This window comes from Bradyrhizobium sp. B025 (genome assembly GCF_042257955.1).
GTDB lineage: Bacteria > Pseudomonadota > Alphaproteobacteria > Rhizobiales > Xanthobacteraceae > Bradyrhizobium > Bradyrhizobium diazoefficiens.
The window spans coordinates 3,973,440-3,993,579 of the sequence record NZ_CP170150.1; the positions used below are offsets into that span (position 1 = coordinate 3,973,440).

The window sequence follows — 20,140 nt, forward strand, 5'->3', positions numbered from 1 at the left end:
TGATCTATGAGCCCTAAACCTTGGGGCATATTGCGGGAATTTGGCGACCAGGAGCACACGCCGGCGAAAGGCGAAAATCCGGTCTTCGGCGGCTATGAGGTCGGGATCGGCTTCTCCGGGACCTGCATGGCGGATAGCGGCGAGCTCGAAGGCATCGCGCTCGCCGGCAAGCGCAGCTTGCGACTGGCGGCCTCGCTCAAGCTGATGCGAAGGGCCTGAGGGGCCGCATGTGCCTCGCGAAGCTCGCAATAAAACGTGCGAATTTGCAAAGACGCCAAGATGTGACTGACTGTCACATGGAAGAAGCGCTCGCGGCACTGCGGTGATTTGAAAGCAGTGCGTCAACTGCTGCCCACTGCCGATTGACGCGCAGGATTGCGAGGCGAGCGGCTATTCCTGTGCACGAAAGCTCAAGGAAAGGCCTGTTATGGTCATGAGCATCGACTCTGCTGAAAGTTCCGATGCGGAAGTATTCTTCGGTCGCTTCCAACTGGACAAGCGTCGTCGGCAACTCCTGAAGGATGGAGTTGAAGTTCGGATCGGCTCGCGCGGTTTCGACATACTGATTGCGCTGACCGAGCGCGCCGGCGAACTCGTCAGCAAACGCGACCTCCTATTCTCCGTGTGGCGTGACGTTGTCGTCGACGAGGCCGTCTTGAGAGTGCACGTGGCCTCCCTTCGCCGGGCCTTGGGCGAAGGTCAGGATGGCGCGCGTTACATCGTCACTGTTTCCGGTCGGGGCTATAGTTTTGTGGCTCCGATCGAGCGCAAACGTGGCGATGGGCTTGCATCTTCCGGATACGTTCCGCCCCCCAGGCATGGACGCCACTTCCCGTCGATTCCCAGATTGTTCGTTGGACGGGACGAAGTCGTCGACGACCTCTGTGCGCTCATCGTGAAGCAGCGTTTTGTCAGCGTCGTTGGAGCTGGCGGTATCGGCAAGACTACCGTGGCCGGGGCTATCATTCGCCGGCTACAAGCCGAATTTGGCGATGAAGGCGCCGTTTTTGTCGATTTGGGCGCGGTTGATGAACCTGGCCTAGTCGCTGGGGCGGTTCTCTCCGCGGTCGGCTGCCCGCTCGGAGGAGCCGAGCCCCTTGCGGAACTTCTGGGGTTCGTTGCCGGTAAGCGAATTCTAATCGTGCTGGATAGTTGCGAACATCTTCTCGATGCGTCCTCGCATTTGGCCAGCCAACTGTTTCAGTGTACTTGCGGCGTTTGTCTGCTTGTCACGTCGAGGGAAGCATTGAACGTCGAGGGCGAGATTGTGCACCTTCTCAGCCCTCTTGCTTGCCCAACCGACGACGTTCCGAGCGCCGCGGATGCGATGGCGACCCCGGCAGTGAGGCTATTTATGGATAGAGCCTCATCCGCTGGTTTTGAGGGGGCGCTGAATGACGCTGACGCGCCGGTCGTTTCCGAAATATGTCGCCGTACCGATAGCATCGCGCTGGCGATCGAACTGGTCGCCAGCCGAGTGGGGACCTATGGCCTTCGGGGTGTTGCGGGTCTGCTGGCCAGCCATATGGAGCTGTCACTGACAGGCCAGCGAAACGCTGTCCCACGACACCGCACGCTCCAGGCGATGCTCGATTGGAGCTTCAGGTTGCTTGCCGAAAGCGAACAGCGTGTTCTTTCCAATCTTTCCATATTTGTCGGTCTGTTCACGATTGAGGCTGCCTGCTCCGTTGCCGGAAGTGGGGAGCGAAAAAGCGCCGAAGTCGAGATCGCGATTGCGAGGTTGGTGGACAAATCGCTCGTCTGGGTTCATCTGGTCGGTGATACCGTGTTCTATCGTTTACCCGATGTGACGCGCACGTATGCTGCGGCCAAGCTCGTGGAAATCGGGCAGGCTGAACCGGTTTCCCTGCGCCACGCGCTCTATTTCGGTGCTTTCTTCAAGGCAATCGCGCTCGAGCAGGGGGCTTACGCTGACATCGGACGTTATTCGCCTCACATCGGAAACGTGCGGAAGGCACTCGAGTGGAGCTTCTCAAAAGAGGATCGCTCGATCGGCATCGAGCTTGCTGCAGATTCCGCCCCTTTGTTTCTCGGTCTGTGGTTGCTGGTCGAGTGCCGGCGTTGGTCGGGGTTGGCACTGAAAGCGATTGCGAATTTCGGCCGACTCTCGCATCGAGAGGCACGCTTGCAGGAGGCATATGCAGTCTCGTCACTGCATACCTTGGGTAATACGACCGAAGTTCAGGCCGCCATACGGCGCGGGCTGGCACTTCACGAGGCGAGCGAAGAAGCATTGCCACAGCTGCGACTGTTGGCCGGACTCAACCTTTTCCTCACAAGGCTCGGCGACTTTGAAGGAGCATTGGCTGCAGCGACGAGATGCAGAACTGTAGCCGAGCTAAGCGGTTCATTGAGCGACAGAATTATCGCCGAATGGATGCTGGCGGCGGCTTGCCACCTCGCTGGCGATCAAGTCGCCGCGGTGGCGCATTGCAAGTGCGGTTTCGAGCTGGAGACGTCAATTGGTCGGCTCGACATCAATCTGTTTGGATATGATCACCGTCTGCGCGCCGAGATCGCACTGGCACGTTCTCTATGGTTGCTGGGCTCCCGCAAGCAAGCTCGCAAGCAGGCGCTTGAGGCGATGAACGAGGCAGCTCGGTTGGCCCCGGCGGCGAACTATTGCATGGCGGTGGTCCACTCCGTCCCGGTGCTGCTGTGGAGCGGGAACACCGGTGACGTTGCCGACCATGTCGATCGTGCAATCTCACTGGCTGAGAAGCATTCTCTCCGAGGTCATGCAGCAGCCGCTCAGGCTCTGAGGGGAGAGTGGCTTTTCATGAGCGGGAGGCCCGCGGACGGCGTCGAGGCGCTGCGTCAGGCGCTGGGAGGGCTCCACCGTGAGCAACTTCACATGGTCATCCCGGCGGCATCCCGCGCGCTCGCCGATGGACTTGCTCGAAGCGGAAGGTATGACGAGGCGCGCGAGACCATTCAATCGGCAATTCTATTTGCGGAGCGGATGCGCCAGACGTTCTGGATGCCGGAATTGCTACGCACGCAGGCGCAAATCATCCTGACGAGCCCAAATCCCGACCGCAAGGCAGCAGAGCTGGCGCTTCGTCGATCGATGGATAGTGCAAGAAGCCAACGAGCATCAGGGTGGGAGCTGAAGGCCGCTGTTCCGCTGGCGCGGTCGATGAAAAATCGAGGCCGAGGAGCTGATGCGCACGCGCTGCTTCAACGGGTCTTCGAGGCACGTCCAGAAGTATCGAGGTCGACTGCCCGTCCCTTGCATTGAGCGCTTCGGGTGCAAGATGTCGATCTGGCCAGTCTCCAGGTGACCCGGCAGACGTCAGAATTTTTCATTTTCTAACAGCTTCTAACGCGCGCCGCGCTTCGGAGCGGCGGTAGCGTCAATCTGCCGGATTGGGGTTATCAGGAGAGCGTGATGAAGCAGCGGGGAAGAATTGCGTTGATCACCGGCGGAAGCCGAGGCCTCGGGCGAAACACGGTGCTCAATCTCGCACGGCGAGGCGTCGATGTCATGTTCACCTACCATTCGGCCGTCGCCGAGGCCGAAATGGTCACGCGAGAGGTCGAGCAAATGGGGCGCAGAGCGAGGGCCTTGCAACTCGACGTCGGACGAACGAGTACATTCGAAACCTTCGTCTCGCAAGTTCGAGAGGCACTGGGCGAAATTGGCGCGATCCGTTTCGACTATCTCGTCAACAATGCCGGTATTTCCCACCATAATTCACTTGAGAAGACGACCGAAGCAGAGCTCGACGACATATACCGGCTGAACTTCAAAGGCGTCTTCTTTCTCACCCAAAAATTGCTTCCATTGATGAATGACGGTGGCCGGATCGTGAACCTCTCGAGCGGGCTCGCAAGGATCATCATTCCCGGAAGCGGTCCCTACGGCGCGCTGAAGGCCGCAATCGATGTGTTGACCCGCTACCAGGCAAAGGAATTCGCCCCTCGCGGGATTGCCGTCAACGCGGTGGCTCCAGGTGCGGTACAGACAGATTTCAGCGGAGGGATGGTCCGGGACAATCCGGAACTTAACAAGCAGGTTGCCGGGATGACGGCCCTTGGCCGGGCTGGCGTTCCCGATGACATCGGCCCGATGATCGCATCGTTGCTGTCTGACGATAATCGCTGGGTCAATGCGCAGCGGATCGAGGTTTCGGGAGGGATGGCGATTTAGCCTGCCAGGAGGCGCAGACGGTCGCCCCGACCGGATCCTGCTGCGGTCCCGGCCCTGGCAGGCTATATTTAGCCTCTGGCAACCGGTGCCTCCGGGCCCTGCCGGGCTTCCCCTGGGAGCCGGCATGGCCTATGACGCTGCAACGCAAAATTCCCCCAAAAAGACCCCATGATCCGCCTCGACAACGTCAGCAAGCAAGCCGGCCACCAGATCCTGTTCATCGAAGCCTCCGCCGCCCTCAACAAGGGCGAGAAGATCGGTCTCGTCGGGCCGAACGGCGCCGGCAAGACCACCCTGTTCCGGATGATCGCCGGTGAGGAACTGCCCGACGAAGGGCAGGTCTCGACCGATCGCGGCATCACGATCGGCTATTTCAACCAGGACGTCGGCGAGATGTCCGGCCGCAGCGCCGTGGCCGAGGTGATGAACGGCGCCGGTCCCGTCAGCGAGGTCGCAGCCGAGTTGCGCCAGCTCGAGGCTGACATGGCCGACCCCGACAAGGCCGACCAGATGGACGAGATCATCGCGCGCTATGGCGAGGTGCAGCACGCCTTCGAGGAACTCGACGGCTACGCGCTCGACGGCCGGGCGCGCGAGGCGCTGTCCGGCCTCGGCTTCAGCCAGGAGATGATGGACGGCGATGTCGGCAAGCTCTCGGGCGGCTGGAAGATGCGCGTGGCGCTCGCCCGCATCCTCTTGATGCGCCCCGACGTCATGCTGCTGGACGAGCCGAGCAACCATCTCGATCTGGAAAGCCTGATCTGGCTGGAGAAATTCCTGCACGATTATGAAGGCACGCTGCTGATGACCTCGCATGACCGCGAGTTCATCAACCGTGTGATCTCCAAGGTGATCGAGATCGATTCCGGCTCGCTCACGACCTATACCGGCGACTACGAGTTCTACGAGCAGCAGCGCGCGCTGAACGAGAAGCAGCAGCAGGCGCAGTTCGAGCGCCAGCAGGCGATGCTCGCCAAGGAGATCAAGTTCATCGAGCGCTTCAAGGCGCGTGCCTCGCATGCCGCCCAGGTGCAGAGCCGAGTGAAGAAGCTCGACAAGATCGAGCGGGTCGAGCCGCCGCGCCGCCGCCAGAGCATCGCGTTCGATTTTCCGCCGGCACCGCGCTCGGGCGAGGACGTCGTGGCGCTCAAGAGCGTCCACAAGGGCTATGGCAGCAAGCGCATCTATGACGGCCTCGATTTCATGATCCGCCGCAGGGAGCGCTGGTGCGTGATGGGCGTCAACGGTGCCGGCAAGTCGACGCTGCTCAAGCTCGTCGCGGGCGCGAGCGAGCCGGACCAGGGCACGGTGGCGGTCGGCGGCAGCGTCAAGATGGGCTATTTCGCCCAGCACGCGATGGACCTGCTCGACGGCGAGCGCACCGTGTTCCAGTCGCTGGAGGACGCGTTTCCGACCGCGGGGCAGGGCTCGTTGCGCGCGCTCGCCGGCTGCTTCGGCTTCTCCGGCGACGACGTCGAGAAGCGCTGCCGCGTGCTCTCGGGCGGCGAGAAGGCGCGCCTCGTGATGGCGAAGATGCTGTTCGATCCGCCGAACTTCCTGGTGCTGGACGAGCCGACCAACCATCTCGACCTCGCCACCAAGGAGATGCTGATCACGGCGCTGGCGGATTTCGAAGGCACCATGCTGTTCGTCTCGCACGACCGGCATTTCCTGGCGACGCTGTCGAACCGCGTGCTCGAGCTGACGCCCGAGGGCATCCACCAGTTTGGCGGCGGCTACACCGAATATGTCGCGCGGACCGGGCAGGAAGCGCCGGGGTTGCGGAGCTAGTCTTTGCTCTTGCCGGCGATCGCCTCGATCTCGTTGGTCCAGATCCCGCCGGAATAGCCTTGCGGGAGCCGGGCGAACAACTCCGGCGTATCGATGCCGGAGGAGAACTCGCCGCCGGTGTAAGGGCCGAGCACGAAGACCGCGCTGTTGGCGCCGTTCATCCGAGCGAGGAAGCGATCCGGCCAACCCCATAGCCAGGGCGCGACATTGATCGGGACCAGCACCATCGCGTCGCGGCAGGCGGCCGGCATCAGGCCGGTCCAGCCATAGCCGATATAGCCGAGCAGGCAGCGCCGGATCGCCCCGCGTGATATCGTGCGGACCTCCGGAGTGAGGCGACGGATTACCTCGATCGGCTCGTCACCGCCGTAGACCATGATCATCCGCCGTCGCTCGGCCGGCAGCGCGTTCAGCACGGCCGCGAGCTTCTCGCCCTCGTTGGCGTCGCGGCTCTTCACGTTGACGAGGAGCCGCCGGTCTGGGAAGGCGGCAAACACGTCCGAGAGCGTCGGCATCATCCCGATGCCCTTGCCGCGAAACGGGAATGTCCTGCCGCCGTCGGCGGTATAGCCATAGCCGATGTCGAGCGTTTTCAGCTTTGTCATGCTCTGCTCGCGCGTGACGCCCTGGCCGTCGGTGCGGCAGTCGAGCGTCCAGTCGTGGAATACGGCGAACTCGCCGTCGGTGGTCGGGTGCACGTCGAGCTCGACCACGTCGGCGCCGGCCTCGAAGCTGGCTCGCATCGAGCGGAGGGTATTTTCGAGATAGTCGTGCGTCGGCGGCAACATCCGCGCAGCGGTGCAGGTGTCGTTCTTCACGTCGCGCTCGTCGAAGCGCTGCGCCATGCCGCGATGGGCTAGTAACACCGGCTTGCCGTCGCGGTGCGGCGCCAGAAGACTGGTGTTGTTGATGTAGACGCCGGCGGCGGCGGCGATCAGGACTGCCGTCGCAAATCCGAGTTTCCTGCGCACTGTTTCTTCCCCAATTCCGAGATGATCGTCGGTGGCGTTTGGGGTTGATTTGCGGCGATCGTCACGCATAGGTGCCGGACGCGTTGCGCGGCTTGAACGGTCCTGTGCTGCCCGCTACGCTCTCTGCAAAAAAGGGAGCAAAGCAACCATGAAGCAACTGCGGATCGGCGACATCACCATCGACGCGGTGATCGAGCGGGAAGGGCCATGGCGGCGGCCGCAGGATTTCTTCCCGGCCTATGACAAGGGCGTGTTTGCCCGCCATCTGCCGACGATGGAGCCGGAGGTGTTCGACGCCGCGCGCGGCATGATGGTCATCACCTATCAGACGTTCGTCGTGCGCACGCCGCGCTACACAATCCTGGTGGATACCTGTACCGGCGAGGACAAGGGGCATACGCCGCCGTTCGACTTTCCCGGCAAGGAGCGCTGGCGCAACGAACTGTTCGCGCTCGGCATCTCTTTCGAACAGATCGACTACGTCTTCTGCACGCACCTTCACATCGATCACACCGGCTGGAATACGACCTTGCGTGACGGCCGCTGGGTGCCGACGTTTCCGAATGCGAAATACGTCTTCCACAAGGGTGAGTATGCAGCCTGGGAGGCCGAGAACGCCAAGGGCAACAATCCGCCGGGCACCGTCTTCCGCGACAATTGCCTGCCGGTCGTCGAGGCCGGGCAGGCGCTGCTGGTGGACGATGATTACGCGCTCGATGACACCGTGACGCTGACGCCGACGCCGGGGCATTCGCCCTGCCATTGCTGCGTCAACATCTTCTCGAAGGGCCAGCGCGCGGTGGTCGCGGGCGATCTCATGCATCACCAGATCCAGTGCCGTGAGCCGGACTGGTCGGCGATGCCGGATTGGGATGCGAAACAGTCGGCGGTCTCGCGGCGAAAGTTCTTCGCCTCCGTCGCCGACACCGACACGCTGATCCTGCCGATCCATTTTCCGGCGCCGACGGTCGGGCTGATCAAGCCGCTGGACGGGGCGTTCGACTATCGGTTCAAGCGGGAGTGATGACGGCGAAACCCGTAAGCGCGTAGGCAGGTCTCGTGTCCCGGACGCGGTGCGGCGCGCAGTGACGCTCCGCTGAGCCGGGACCCATCTCTCGGAATGCACGTGAAAGCGTGGGCCCCGGCTCTGCAGCGCATCGCTGAAGAAGCGCTGCGCTGCGTCCGGGGCACGAGAGTGTCGCAGCCCGCGTTACGCGCTGACTTCGCACTTCTTCATGAAGCTGTTCTTGGCGGCACCGGCCAGCGGCTTGCCGTCGGCGCTGACGGCCTTGGGCGTGCAGGCGTCGGCCTTGCACTTCTTCAGGAACGAGGTCTTGGCCGCTCCCGCCAAGGGCTTGCCGTCCTTGCCGACGGCCTTGCTCTCGCAGGTGTCCTCCGCGAAGGCCGAGCCTGCTGCAAAGGTGGCGACGATCGCAGCCAGGAAAATACGTTTCATCATGGGTGTCTCCCTAAACCAGAAATGGCGCGGAGATTGGAGCCGGGAATCGTGGCGCAATCAAGCAGGATCGGCGCGTGCCGGGCGCGGGCGCTGATATTTTCGCAGCGCGCGATGAATGCATTCCGCCTTGACGCGCGCGGCTCCGGGCCGGCCTCCGGATTCGCGCCCGCCGCTTGCTGCACTGCGCGCTGACCGCCCGGCCGAGACCTGTTAGGCTGATCCCATTCCAGCAGGAACGGAGCGTTGCCATGGATGCCGTGACGAGCCCGCAGACCGCCGACCAGCATTCTCATCTGGTTCAACCCGCGACAATGGAATGGCAGAAGACGCGCTTTCCCGGCTGCGAGGCCAAGACCTTGCTGTTCGATCGCGGCACGGGCCTGATGACGGCGTTGATGCGCTTTGCGCCGGGATCGGTGCTGCCCGATCACGAGCATGTCGGCATCGAGCAGAGCTACGTCATTGAAGGCGCTCTCGTCGACAAGGAAGGCCCAGCCAAGGGCATCGCCTGCAAGGCCGGCGAATTCATCTGGCGCGAGGCGGGCAGCCGCCACGCCGCCTGGTGTCCGGACGGGGCCTTGATCCTTGCGATCTTCCAGGTGCCGAACAAGTTCTTTGAAGCCGACGGCCGCGTCGTCGATGCCGCCGGTCAGGATTGGGACGAAACGTGGGGGCACACGGCGGCGCAGCGGGCGCCGCGCATCTAGTCGGTCCTCATATGCCGCGCGCGAGCAGCGCCTTGAAGTCGGCGCGTGCACGCTGCGCCTCGGCCCGCGCGACGTCCGAGGCGTCGCCGAGACCAAAATAACCGTGGATCAAGCCTGGGCCCTCATGGTGCTTGACGCGCACGCCGGCGGCCTCCAGCGCCCGGGCATAAGCGGCGCCCTCGTCGCGCAGGGGATCGAACGAGGCGGTGGCAACGATCGCGGGTGCGAGGCCGGCAAGCGAAGCCGCGCGCAGCGGTGAGACGCGCCAGTCGGCGCCTTGGCCGGGATCGGCGAGATAATGGCCGCAGAACCATTCCATCACGGCGCGGGAGAGGAAGTAGCCGTCGGCATTCTCGGCGCGCGAGGGAAAGCGCGCGTTCTCGCGCGCATCGGCATAGTGGCCTGCGACGTCGGTCACGGGATAGACCAGCAGCTGCGCGGCGAGCTTGATGCCGGCATCGCGGCAGGCAATCGCGGTGGCGGCTGCGAGATTGCCGCCGGCGCTGTCGCCGGCGACGCCGAGGCGCCTTGAGTCGCCGCCAAATTCCGCGACGCGGTTGAAGATGTCGCGCGCCGCGGCAACAGCATCCTCGAAGGCGCCGGGAAAGCGCGTCTCCGGCGGGCGACGATAGTCGACGGAGACGACGACCGCGCCGGTCTCGATCGCAAGATTGCGCGCCTGCCGGTCATGGGTCTCGAGATCGCCCGCGACCCAGCCGCCGCCGTGAAAAAACACCACGGTCGGCGCGGGATCGGAGCCGATACGGTAGAGGCGCGCATCGAGCGGGCCAGCGCCGCCTTTCACCTTGATATCCTGCACCGTATCGACCGGTGGCGGCGGCACGGCCGCGCGCGCGGCAGCCAGTGCGCGCAAGGAATCACGGGCGCTCTGTGGCGTCATCGTGGTCGGATCGCGCAGCGGCAGCAGCGGAATGATCTGGGCGATGACGGGATCGAGCGGTGCGGCCATTGCGGGTCCTTCCACGGTTCTTGGTCTTGCTTGCGGATTAGCATAGATTTTTCGCGCCGCATCGGCAACTGCCGGACGGGTCTGCGCCAGGGAGGTTGAGGTTGGAATTCGAAACGTTGGTCCAGTCGCGCCGCAGCGTGCGCGGCTTCAAGAACAAGCCGGTGGCACGCAGCGTGATCGAAGCGATCATCGAGAGCGCCAAGCGCGCGCCGTCGTCGATGAACACCCAGCCCTGGCACGTTCATGTGCTGACAGGCCGCCCGCTGGAAGAGCTGCGCCGCCGCAACATGGAAGAGATGGTCGGCGGCGCCAAGGTCAAGCGCGACATCATCAGCCATGGCGAGTACCAGGGCGTGCATCGCACCCGGCAGGTCGACATCGCAAAGAAGTTGTTCGGCGCGATGGGGATCGCACGCGACGACAAGCCGATGCGACAGGACTGGGTGCTGCGCGGCTTCCGCCAGTTCGACGCGCCGGTCTCGCTGGTCTTGACCTATGACCGCGTGCTCGATCCCGGCGCGGTCTGCCATTTCGATCTCGGCGCGCTCTGCTACGGCATCGTGCTCGCAGCCTGGGACCGCGGGCTCGGTTCGGTGATCAACGGGCAGGGCATCATGCGCTCCGACATCGTGCGCGAGGTTGCGAAGATTCCGGAGGACGAGGTGATCATGACCTGCGTCGCGATGGGATATCCCGACGACGGCTTTGCCGCCAACGCGGTGCGCTCGGATCGCGAGGCGAACAGCGACTTCGTCCGCTTCGTCGGATTCGCCGAGTAGTGCACGCGGGCGCGGATGTGTCGGCGCCATGGAATCGTGCCGATGTCCGTTGCAATGCCGCCGGCGCGAGGGCGCCGCGCGGATTTGATCTGGATCAAATGCACCGATGCGATCGGTATCATGAGCCCGCGAAACGATGCGACGCCGTAATCCTACGGTGCGCATTCACAGCACAAACGCGCCTGCGCCGCGCGCTTCCTAACCGAATGGCAATTTCGAATCCGTAGTTCACTCCTTTGAGACGCGTCGCGCGTCGAACAAGGATATTGCCATGCTCTCGTTGTTTTCCCAGGCAAGTCACAAGGAGCCCGCGCCGTCGATCGTTGCGGAGGTACGGGAAGAGGCTCCGGCGGTTCGTGAGGCCTGCGCGATTCGGGTGCTGGAGAGCGACGACCGGCTGCAAAATATTTCCGAGGGCGACTTCGTCGTAGAGGGCGCGCGGTCGCCGCTGGTTCTCGCGTTCATCTCACCCCACTGCGACTTCGCGCGCGTTGCATCGTCGTTGCAGAGGCTGGCGGGGTCGACGCCGGTGATCGCGATGTCGACCGCGGGCGAGCTGTGCTCGGCGGGCCAGTCGCTCTACAAGCCGACGGGGTCGAACTGGTCGTCCGTCGTCGTGCAGGTTTTTCCGGCCGATCTGTTTCAGTCCGTCAGCATCCACAGCGTCCGCCTCCACAACGACGACATCCGCAAGGGAGAGCCGTCCAGGGCCCATGACGCGCGCATCGAAGCGATCACGCGCGAGGTCGCCGCGATCAGGACGCCCTTCGCGATCGACGTGCGCGATACGATCGCTTTCGCGCTCGTGGACGGCGTGTCGGCGTCGGAGAGCTACTTCATGGAGGCCGTGTACAGGAGCGGCAAGTTTCCGTGCGGTTTCGTCGGAGGATCCGCCGGCGGCAAGCTCGACTTCCAGCATACTCATCTCTACGACAGCAGGCAGGTGCTCGAGAACCATGCGCTGATCGTCTTCATGAAGCTGGCGCCGGGCCGCGCCTACGGTATCTTCAAGACGCAGAACTTCAAGAAGACCGGAAAATCCTTCGTCGTGATGGACGCCGATCCGGATCGTCGCACCGCCTCGGGCGTCATGGAAGGGAGCGAGATCAAGCCGTTCGCCTCCGTGGTGGCGAAGGCGCTGAACACGATTCCGGCGAACCTCATGTCGATGATGACGAAGCACTCCTTCGGCATCGAGGTCGGCGGAGACCTGTTCGTGCGCTCGGTCGCGGGCATCGATGCGGACAGCGGCGTCGTGTCGTTCTTCTGCGACGTCAATTCGGGCGACAGACTCGAGCTGCTGGAAGCCACCGATTTCGTGGACCAGACGCGGCGTGACCTCGAGGCCTTCCTGCGCGACAAGCCGCCGGCGATCGGCGCGATCCTCAACGACTGCATCCTGCGCCGCCTGAACAACGAGAGCCAGCTCCGCAACATGAGCGGCATGTGGCCGATGCCGGTCGCGGGTTTTTCCACCTTCGGGAGCTGTTCGGGATCAACATCAACCAGACGCTGACCGCGATCGTGTTCTTCGACGTCAGGGAAAAGCCGCTGAACGATCCGTTCATCGAGACGTTCCCGATCCACTACGCGCATTTCGTCGAATATTTCACGCGCACCCATCTCAACCGCATGGTCATGCTGAACCGGATCAAGGACGACATCGTGCATCGTCTGACGGAATATCTCAGCGCCAGCGCCACGCTGAGCGGGAAGGTCGAGGGCGCGCTGCGCCAGACGGCTTCGATCAACGCGATCGTGGAGGAAATCCGCTCGGTCATCGTGGCGAGCGCACAATCGGCGGCGCGGGCGACCGACACGACGGCATTGTCGCAGGAGTTCGCCGGCCTCACTCAGGCCATGAACGGGCTGCGGGACATCCTGAAGATCATCGACACGATCGCGGGCCAGACCAACCTGCTGGCGCTCAACGCGACCATCGAATCGGCGCGCGCGGGCGAAGCGGGACGGGGCTTCTCGGTGGTGGCGACCGAGGTGAAGAAGCTCGCGCAGGACACTAAAACCAGCCTCACGCGTACCCACGCCTCGATCGGAGGCATGGAAACATCGCTCGAGTCGCTCGGAGCCAATATCAACGACACCCGGGGCCAGCTGATCCAGACCCAGGAAGGCTACAACAGCATCGTGACGCAGATCGAGGAGATGTTCAAGAATCTTCAGATGATCAACACCGTGCTATCGGACCTCGAGAGCTTCGTGCGCGACCGCAACGGGGCGTTGACCAGCGCCATGAGCGACATCGAGACGCTCAAGCGGATTGGGTAGGGCACAGAGCCTGCCGCTTCGCAAATTTCGGTGACGACCGTTCAGATCGCACTTGCATTCTCTTCGCGCCAGCAGGAACAATGTGCCTCGTGAGAGGTTTGTTGCTGGCGCGAGGGAATAGGCATGCGGCGGCTGGCTAGCCTGATTCTAAGGTTCTTCGGCCCGCGAGTGCGGCGCCCGATCGATGATGATCCAAGTCTTCCTTTCTCAGCCGACGAGTTCGGCCGATTGATCCGCAGCGGCAAACGAGAAGACATGAAGCTGCTGGCCGAGGGCCTCGCCTGCCGCTCCATCCCCCGCCGCGCCAAATACCGGGCGACGCACTAGCGTTCGGCAGCAATTGTCGGTTGCAGTTATCGCATGGAGGCGCTCGCCGGTTTTCCGGGCTATCGCGTCAGCGCGACCTGCTTGAACGAGGCGACCAGCGCCTTCTCCAGCTTTCCAGTCATCCCACAGAGAATATTGTAGGCTTCCACGCGCGGCATCGTCGGCTTGTAGTGGCGATGCTCGATCAGCGCTGCGAAGATGTCCGAGATCGTGAGGATCCGCACGATATCGCCGATGCTCTCGGCGCAGAGCGCATCCGGATACCCGCTGCCGTCGAGATATTCGTGATGATGACGCACGGCATCGAGGATTTCAGGCGAAATCCCCTCGTGCCCTTTCAGAAACTCATAGCCCGCGGTCGGATGCGTTTCGATCAGAGCGCGCTCCTCGGCGTCGAGGCGGCCCGGCTTGTCGAGGATGGCGAGCGGGATCTGAGCCTTGCCGATGTCGTGGAACATGGCGGCCGAGTAGAGGCGTTCCAGATCGGCCCTGCCGACGCCGAGGCTGAGGCCGAAGTCGATGGCGACGCCGGTCACGAGCAGGCAGTGCTGATAGGTGCCCTCGTGGTGGCGCCGCACCGTCGTGAGCCATTCCGACAGGCCGTGCTGGGTGATACGATCGGCAATCTGGCGACCGGCTTTCCTGGTGCCGGCGACATCAAGCGGCTCGCCGAGCGTGACGGCCGTGAACATCGACGCGATGGCGGTTGCCGCGGCTGCTGCCGCATTGTCCAGCTGCGTTGTGCCGCTTGAGGAAGCAGACACAGGCTCGGCCGGATCAGCCAGCGCTGCCAGCAGCTTGATCCTGTTGATCGCCCCGGGGAGAACGAGCGTGGCGCCGAGCGCGTAGGCTTGCGATACAGTTGTGTGAGAGGAGTGCTCGACTAGGAAGATCCGCTTCGTGGCCTTCGCCAGCTTGGCAGCCCGCTTCTTGATAGCCGCGATGCTTTCGATGTCGCGCAACTCGGCGCGGACGACGATTGCGAAGGGAACTTGCGACAGCTTGGGCGCGGCGTCGAGCCGTTCGCCGGCGACAGCAAATTGCCGCTCGAGCATCGAGCAGACGCCCCACAATTTGTCGGAGGAATCGGCCAGAACATGCACGAACGGGCGTATCGCATCCGGCTCTCGAATGCCGCCGTCGCCTTTGACGGGGCGGGATATGGTTCGCGCGTTCTGCACGTTGCACCTGTTTCTACCGGGAGTTCAAAGAAATCGATGATCCCTGGGCCTATTTGCTTTGAACGGAAGTCTGCGCGGCGGCCGCCGGTGCGCTGGCCGGTTTCTTCTTGCCGTCTGAGGTGATGAAGTGCACGCCGGCCATGGTGCCGTCGATCCAGACCAGCTCGCAGCGACGGTAGGCTAGTCCCGTCGACGACAGCAGCATGAAGAATTCCTTGGCCTGAAGAACGTCCAGCGTGCCCTCGACCTCGAGCTTGGCGCCCGTTTGCGAGACGTCGAGCAGGACGCAACTGCGTCGCCAGGTGCCGTCCGAACCCATCAGGTTGACAGGCTGCTTGTGATCCATCCGTACGCGAAGCGCCTTGCGACCGTCGAACCTCATCGGCTAACCCCCATTTTTGTACAGCGATTTCTCCCATCGCTGGTGTTGGCACCTGCCGCGATTTCCCCCCACCGCACCGTCCATTGGCTGGTCGACAAGAGGAGCGTTTCGAAGATCTGCTGCGCGCGTTCGCGCTCGGCAAAGGAGAGACGTGCACCGCCTCGGTTGCTCAGGATCGCGAGCGTGGTCGCCCAGTTCAGGCGCGAAGCGCGGCAGGCCATGACAAGGGCCTCGCAGTCGTCATCGATCATGACATGCTCAACGATCTCGATCGGGGCTCCCGAGAGCACGGAGAGCGCCGTGAACAGGTTTGCGGTCTCGCCGCGGATCGCAAAGCGGTTCACTGTCGAATCGTTGAGCTTGCCGACCCGGTTGAGGGCGACGATTTCCGGCCTTGCGCTCGCATAGTCGGCCGAGCAAGGCCGCTTTGGAGCAATGAGGGCGGCGGCGACGCCCGGTGCGGCGCCCTGTCCCGGTGCGGCAACGGCGCTGGGCTTGGCCAAGGCCTTGCCTGGCGAGATGGAGAGCAGCCTGCGCACGACCAGATCTGGTGTACCGGGCCGCAGCGCCAGCGCCTTCGTGATCGCGTCATCCGCCGAGCCATTCTCGACGAGTGCAGTATAGGCCGCGTCGGAGAACCGGGCTCCCGGGTTCCTTAGCAGCGCAAGGCAGACCGTGCGGCCGCCGCGTATGACCAGCACCTCGGCTACAGCCGCTTCGACGCGCGCGCGAGACGCGATTGCAAGTCGATGGCTTTCGCCGCAGGACGTTGCGACCGTCTCGAGGTCAGCGGCGGACAGCGCCTGCGATTTGAGCAGGATCGGACATGCGACGGCGGAGTCCTCGTGCGAGGCGAGGTGCCTCAATGTCTCTTGCGGCGCAACAGGCAGCTCGGCGAGCGCTCGGCTGAGCTGAATCAGCGAATCCGGAGCGACCCGGTTTGCCAGTCGGAGGAGGACACCGTCGACGACGTTGACGAGCAGCTCCTGAGGCCGGTCGCGGCTGGTCGTGAGCAGATGGACAATGCCTGACAGGATACGCCCGCAGCGCTCGGGCGAGCAGGCCGCGATCGCCTCTTCCAACTCCAAAAGAATATCTGCAGGCGAATTTGCCATCACGGCAGGGCCTGAATCTCAAAAAAAAACGAATGAACGAGTTCTATTGCGCCTTAAAGTTGTTAATTTGGATCTTAGACTTTGACCCTTCAGGTATCAGCGCACCGCCCGCTTTACCGGAAACGCTATCGAAATTTGGCAGGACGCCAACCGTCAACTTGTCCTTTGAATTGGACCCTCGCCAACTGATCGAGACAGACTAGGATGATTTTTTCGGTCTAACGGGGCAACCGAAAGGGGGGAATTCAGGTCCGCGCTTTCACCCCGGACACGCGTATTTTTCCTGACGCGGTTTTCATTTTGCCATGACCAGCGATGATGATGCGCCAACACTGGCGCCAAAGATATTTCGCTTTTCCGACGTCGATGAGTTTCGCAACGCGATCCGCGGTCTGAACTTCGAGTTCACACCGTTTGTGCGAAGGATCGCGGCTGAGCAGATCATCCTGCAATTGCCAGGCTGCGACGTGAACGTGACGCGCGCTTTTCCGCGGGTTGTGGACGCTGAACTCATCGCGGATTGCACGGCGGTTGGTTTTGCGATGGACGACCTCGACGTTCCCATTCGCTTCAACGGTGCGCAACGCGACCGCGCGGTCGTCGTCATCGGCAGCGGCGGCGCGGCCTACAACACCATCGAGGAAGTGCAGCGGCAAATCGCCTCGGTCGTCTTCCGACCAGAGGTCAAGAACCGCGGCTGGCCCGAGACGCGTTCCAATTTCAAGATCTTTGAGACCAGCACATTGACGTTGAATGGGTTGCGGAACGTGGTCAGGGAGGTGGTGGCCGCCGCGTCCGAGCCCATCGATCCCACTGAGGCGCCGCTGAAGGCGGCGGCGATGAAGGAGTCCCTGTTCGGCGCGGTCGACGCCGTCTTCGCCAACTTGGTTTCGGCGCGATGGACGGTGAGGCCGAACGACGAGCGGCAGTTCAAGATCTTTCAGGACATCCGCGCGCTGTTGTCCGGCGATCTCGCCCAGCCCATCTACAGTGAGGAGATCGCGCGCGAGCTCGGCCTTTCCGTCCGCACCTTGCATGATGTCGTCCGCCGCTATCGCGGCATGAGCCTGCACCGTTACCTGCGCCTGCGGCGGCTGTGGTTGGTCCGCCAGCGGCTATTGGCGGGCGCCGATAGCGTCAAGGCCGTCGCGCTGGCCTTCGGCTTCTGGCATCTCAGCGATTTCTCCAGAAGCTATCGCGACCGGTTCGGCGAGGCGCCGTCGGAAACGCTGGAGCGCGGACGCAGGCGCTAGCACGACAAATGCGTTGGGGCCGGACTCCGGTTTTGTGCTAGCCTTCAGCCATGAGCAATCGCATCCTCGTCCTCTACGGTTCCTACCGTTCCGACCGCATGGGCATCCGCCTTGCGAATTTTGTCATCAATCGCCTGCGCGAGCGCGGCGAGGATGTCGAGTTCATCGACGCCAAGGCGATCGGCCTGCCGATGCTCGACCGCATGTACAAGGAATATCCCAAGGGCGCCGCGCCCGAGGCGCTGGAGAAGCTGGCCGGGCAGATCCGCGGCGCGGACGGTTTTGTCTTCGTCACCGGAGAATACAATTGGGGCATTCAGCCCGGATTGAAGAACCTGACCGACCATTTCCTCGAAGAATGGTTCTGGCGTCCGGCCGCGATCGTCAGCTACTCCGCCGGCCGCCTGTCCGGCGCGCGCGCCTCGACCGCCTGGCACGGCACGCTGTCGGAAATGGGCATGGTGGTGGTGTCGAGCACCATCGGCGTCGGCCCGATCGCGCAGACGCTGTCGGCGGATTCCGAGCCGATCGGCGAGGGCGGCAAGGCGCTGGAGCGTTCGTTCCCGCGCTTTGCCGACGACCTCGCCTGGTGGATCGAGGCGGCCAAGGCGCAGCGGGCGCGCAAGGCGCCGCCTTATTGAGTTTGCGCGAGCGGCAGCGTCAGGCGGCCCTGACCTCGCCGAGGAAGCGGTCGAACTGTCCGGCGAGATCGCGCGACTGCGTCGAGAGCTGCTCGGCCGCGCCCAGCACTTCCCGTGCGGCAGCTCCCGTGTCGTCGGCGGCGCGCTGCACGCCTGAGATGTTGGTGTTCACTTCCTGGGTGCCGCGGGCGGCTTCCTGCACGCTGCGGGCGATCTCCTTGGTCGCCGAACCCTGTTCCTCGATCGCCGCGGCAATCGCGGTGCCGATCTGGTCGATCTCGGCGATGACGTCGGCGACGTTGCGGATCGCGGCCACGGTCTCGTCGCTCGCAGACTGGATCGCCGTGATCTGCTCGGAGATTTCGGTCGTGGCCTTGGCGGTCTGCCCGGCCAGCGACTTCACTTCGGAGGCGACCACGGCAAAGCCGCGGCCGGCGTCGCCGGCGCGGGCGGCCTCGATGGTCGCGTTCAGCGCCAGCAGATTGGTCTGCTCGGCGATGCTCTGGATCAGGGTGACGACGTCGCCGATCTTCTGCGCGCCCTCGGCGAGCGTACGTGCCGTGTCGCCGGTGCGGCGGGCGTTGTCGACGGCGCGGGCCGCGATCTCGGTGCTTTGTGCGACCTGACGGCCGATCTCGGAGATCGAGGAGGTCAACTCCTCGGTCGCGCTCGCGACCGTCTGCACGTTGCTGGAGGTCTGCTCGGAGGCCGCGGCGACGACCGCGGCCTGGCTGTTGGTCTGGGCCGCGGTCGAGGTCATCGACTGCGCCGTGCTTTCCATGGTGGAGGAGGCTTTCGAAAGCCCGCCGACGAGCTCGGTGACCTTGGCTTCGAACGCGCGGGTGAGCTCGTCGAGCGCCTGCGCGCGGCGCATCTTGCCGTCGTTCTCGGCCTGCTTCTCGGCGGCGAGCCGGTCGGCCCGGATCATGTTGTCCTTGAACACCTGCACGGCCGCGGCCATCGCCCCGATCTCGTCGGAGCGCTCGGCGCCGGGGATCTCCTCGGCAACGTTGCCTTCGGCAAGCCGCGACATCCGCGTGGTCAGGCCGACGATGGGCGCGCAGACGCGGCGGCGCACTGTCACGACGAGGCCGATGCTGGCGATCAGCACGGCGACAAGGCCGAGGAGCGCGACAGTGAAGCTGGTGCGCGCAGCCGAGGAGGCGCCCGCCAGGATCTGCTCCGCATTGTCGTAAAGCGCGTCGCGGACCTCGATGATGGTGCCGAGGCCGCGCTGCGTCGCGGCGTAATAGGTGTCCATGTCGTGTTCGTACTTGCCGCTGATCGCACCGTCCTTCACCAGCTTGAGCTCGCGGCCGAACTCCTCGATATAGACCGCGTTGAACTTCTCCAGCGCAGCGGCGACGTTCGCCGGCGTTGCCGGATTGCCGCGCAATTCCAGCAACGCCATCACGATCTGGTCGTTGCGGCCCTGCGAGCGGCTGATCTCGGCCTTCTCGGTGTCCGTCGCCGGTTTCTTGCCCCCGACGAGGTTCTTGTGCAGGCTGGAGTTGAAGCCGCCGACGTCGCGCAGCGTCATCGCGATGTTGGCATAGCTCGCCTGCCGGTAGGCGTCGCCGTTGAGGATCGCCATGCGGCGGACCTGCTCGTTGAGCAGCGCGGTCACGGCGCCGTTGAGCACGGCGTTGTCGGCGACGATCTTCTTGGCGGCGTCCTTGCGCGCGTCCGCCGGTCCCGCGAGCGCCTTGTCGATGGCCTCGCGCAGCGCGGTGAATTTCGAATTGATGCCGTCGATGTTGTTGCCAGTGGTGGCGCCGTCGTCGAACGGGCCGGGAAGGTCCTTGCGCAACGCGTTCATCCGGTCGCGGGCGCCGTCGGTCTGCTTGCGCAGCTTGTCCTGCTCGGCGAGCAGCGCCGGGTCCACCGTCGCCGGTCCATAGAGGATGTTGGTCGAAAAGCCGCGCTCGGGGTTGAGATAGCGCGGGATGTCGCCGACGGCGCGGACGATCGCGAGCCGCCCCTGTGCTTCGGTGATCCGCTCCATCGTCTGATATTTCGTCACGGCGACGTAGACGGCGAGGCCGCCGCCGACGGTCGAGAGCGAGACGATGGCGGTGGTCAGGAGCGTTCCGATTTTCATGTT

18 protein-coding genes and 1 pseudogene are annotated in these 20,140 nt (G+C 63.7%); 12 read left to right on the forward strand and 7 right to left on the reverse strand.

Annotation, left to right across the window (positions count from 1 at the left end; all coding sequences use genetic code 11):
* Positions 1-36 precede the first annotated feature (36 nt).
* The 4 genes and pseudogenes from ACE10W_RS18255 to ACE10W_RS18270 form a co-directional block, all read left to right on the forward strand.
* Positions 37-219: pseudogene (locus ACE10W_RS18255) on the forward strand (GrlR family regulatory protein); the annotation flags it as partial.
* A 208-nt stretch (positions 220-427) separates the two neighbouring features.
* On the forward strand, positions 428-3,262 hold the full coding sequence (locus tag ACE10W_RS18260) for a winged helix-turn-helix domain-containing protein (RefSeq protein ID WP_375762656.1): 2,835 nt from the start codon (positions 428-430) through the stop codon (positions 3,260-3,262).
* A 150-nt stretch (positions 3,263-3,412) separates the two neighbouring features.
* Entirely contained in the window at positions 3,413-4,174 is a 762-nt protein-coding gene (locus ACE10W_RS18265) for an SDR family NAD(P)-dependent oxidoreductase (RefSeq protein WP_375762657.1), read from the forward strand.
* 168 nt (positions 4,175-4,342) lie between these two features.
* The gene (locus ACE10W_RS18270; protein ID WP_271557228.1) at positions 4,343-5,965 is read left to right on the forward strand and encodes an ABC-F family ATP-binding cassette domain-containing protein; all 1,623 of its coding nucleotides are present in this window, start codon (positions 4,343-4,345) and stop codon (positions 5,963-5,965) included.
* Here ACE10W_RS18270 and ACE10W_RS18275 read toward each other — a convergent pair.
* Entirely contained in the window at positions 5,962-6,936 is a 975-nt protein-coding gene (locus ACE10W_RS18275; protein ID WP_271557229.1) for a glycerophosphodiester phosphodiesterase family protein, read from the reverse strand. The two genes, ACE10W_RS18270 and ACE10W_RS18275, sit on opposite strands and share 4 nt — an antisense overlap.
* 148 nt (positions 6,937-7,084) lie before the next feature.
* On the opposite strand from ACE10W_RS18275, the gene ACE10W_RS18280 reads away from it, so the two are divergent.
* Positions 7,085-7,960 carry an MBL fold metallo-hydrolase gene (locus tag ACE10W_RS18280; protein WP_375762658.1) on the forward strand — a complete coding sequence of 292 codons (876 nt, stop codon included), beginning with the start codon at positions 7,085-7,087 and terminating at the stop codon, positions 7,958-7,960.
* 186 nt (positions 7,961-8,146) lie between these two features.
* On the opposite strand, the gene ACE10W_RS18285 is transcribed toward ACE10W_RS18280, so the two are convergent.
* Positions 8,147-8,395: a hypothetical protein gene (locus tag ACE10W_RS18285; RefSeq protein WP_097660813.1), complete on the reverse strand. Its 249-nt coding sequence runs from the start codon at positions 8,393-8,395 to the stop codon at positions 8,147-8,149.
* Between the two features lie 248 nt (positions 8,396-8,643).
* Here ACE10W_RS18285 and ACE10W_RS18290 point away from each other — a divergent pair, with 248 nt between their 5' ends.
* Entirely contained in the window at positions 8,644-9,102 is a 459-nt protein-coding gene (locus ACE10W_RS18290; protein WP_060911785.1) for a cupin domain-containing protein, read from the forward strand.
* 7 nt (positions 9,103-9,109) lie between these two features.
* Here the strand turns inward: ACE10W_RS18290 and ACE10W_RS18295 are convergent, their stop codons facing one another.
* On the reverse strand, positions 9,110-10,072 hold the full coding sequence (locus ACE10W_RS18295) for an alpha/beta hydrolase (RefSeq protein WP_271557231.1): 963 nt from the start codon (positions 10,070-10,072) through the stop codon (positions 9,110-9,112).
* 101 nt (positions 10,073-10,173) lie between these two features.
* Here ACE10W_RS18295 and ACE10W_RS18300 point away from each other — a divergent pair, with 101 nt between their 5' ends.
* The 4 genes from ACE10W_RS18300 to ACE10W_RS18315 all read left to right on the forward strand — a co-directional run bounded on the left by ACE10W_RS18300 (position 10,174) and on the right by ACE10W_RS18315 (position 13,464).
* Positions 10,174-10,851, forward strand: coding sequence for a nitroreductase (locus ACE10W_RS18300; protein WP_271557232.1), 678 nt, complete (start codon positions 10,174-10,176; stop codon positions 10,849-10,851).
* A gap of 271 nt (positions 10,852-11,122) precedes the next feature.
* The gene (locus ACE10W_RS18305) at positions 11,123-12,367 is read left to right on the forward strand and encodes an FIST signal transduction protein (RefSeq protein WP_271557233.1); all 1,245 of its coding nucleotides are present in this window, start codon (positions 11,123-11,125) and stop codon (positions 12,365-12,367) included.
* The gene (locus tag ACE10W_RS18310; RefSeq protein ID WP_271557234.1) at positions 12,298-13,137 is read left to right on the forward strand and encodes a methyl-accepting chemotaxis protein; all 840 of its coding nucleotides are present in this window, start codon (positions 12,298-12,300) and stop codon (positions 13,135-13,137) included. Before ACE10W_RS18305 ends, ACE10W_RS18310 begins: the two co-directional genes overlap by 70 nt.
* 123 nt (positions 13,138-13,260) lie before the next feature.
* Positions 13,261-13,464 (forward strand): hypothetical protein, encoded by a 204-nt coding sequence (locus ACE10W_RS18315; protein WP_028171162.1) that lies wholly within the window; start codon positions 13,261-13,263, stop codon positions 13,462-13,464.
* A gap of 59 nt (positions 13,465-13,523) precedes the next feature.
* Here ACE10W_RS18315 and ACE10W_RS18320 read toward each other — a convergent pair whose 3' ends face one another.
* The 3 genes from ACE10W_RS18320 to ACE10W_RS18330 are packed head-to-tail and all read right to left on the reverse strand — an operon-like array spanning position 13,524 to position 16,145.
* A complete protein-coding gene (locus ACE10W_RS18320; RefSeq protein ID WP_011086965.1) occupies positions 13,524-14,645 on the reverse strand; it encodes an HD-GYP domain-containing protein in 1,122 nt (373 codons plus the stop codon).
* Positions 14,646-14,694: 49 nt separating this feature from the next.
* Positions 14,695-15,027, reverse strand: coding sequence for a PilZ domain-containing protein (locus ACE10W_RS18325; protein WP_028171164.1), 333 nt, complete (start codon positions 15,025-15,027; stop codon positions 14,695-14,697).
* Positions 15,024-16,145 carry a DUF2336 domain-containing protein gene (locus ACE10W_RS18330; RefSeq protein ID WP_271557235.1) on the reverse strand — a complete coding sequence of 374 codons (1,122 nt, stop codon included), beginning with the start codon at positions 16,143-16,145 and terminating at the stop codon, positions 15,024-15,026. The genes ACE10W_RS18325 and ACE10W_RS18330 overlap by 4 nt, the downstream gene beginning before the upstream one ends.
* 302 nt (positions 16,146-16,447) lie before the next feature.
* Here ACE10W_RS18330 and ACE10W_RS18335 point away from each other — a divergent pair, with 302 nt between their 5' ends.
* Together ACE10W_RS18335 and ACE10W_RS18340 are read left to right on the forward strand one after the other, a co-directional pair.
* Positions 16,448-17,395 carry a helix-turn-helix domain-containing protein gene (locus tag ACE10W_RS18335; protein WP_271557236.1) on the forward strand — a complete coding sequence of 316 codons (948 nt, stop codon included), beginning with the start codon at positions 16,448-16,450 and terminating at the stop codon, positions 17,393-17,395.
* Positions 17,396-17,445: 50 nt separating this feature from the next.
* A complete protein-coding gene (locus tag ACE10W_RS18340; RefSeq protein ID WP_038966812.1) occupies positions 17,446-18,036 on the forward strand; it encodes an NADPH-dependent FMN reductase in 591 nt (196 codons plus the stop codon).
* A 19-nt stretch (positions 18,037-18,055) separates the two neighbouring features.
* On the opposite strand, the gene ACE10W_RS18345 is transcribed toward ACE10W_RS18340, so the two are convergent.
* Entirely contained in the window at positions 18,056-20,137 is a 2,082-nt protein-coding gene (locus tag ACE10W_RS18345; RefSeq protein ID WP_028171168.1) for a methyl-accepting chemotaxis protein, read from the reverse strand.
* Positions 20,138-20,140 lie beyond the last annotated feature (3 nt).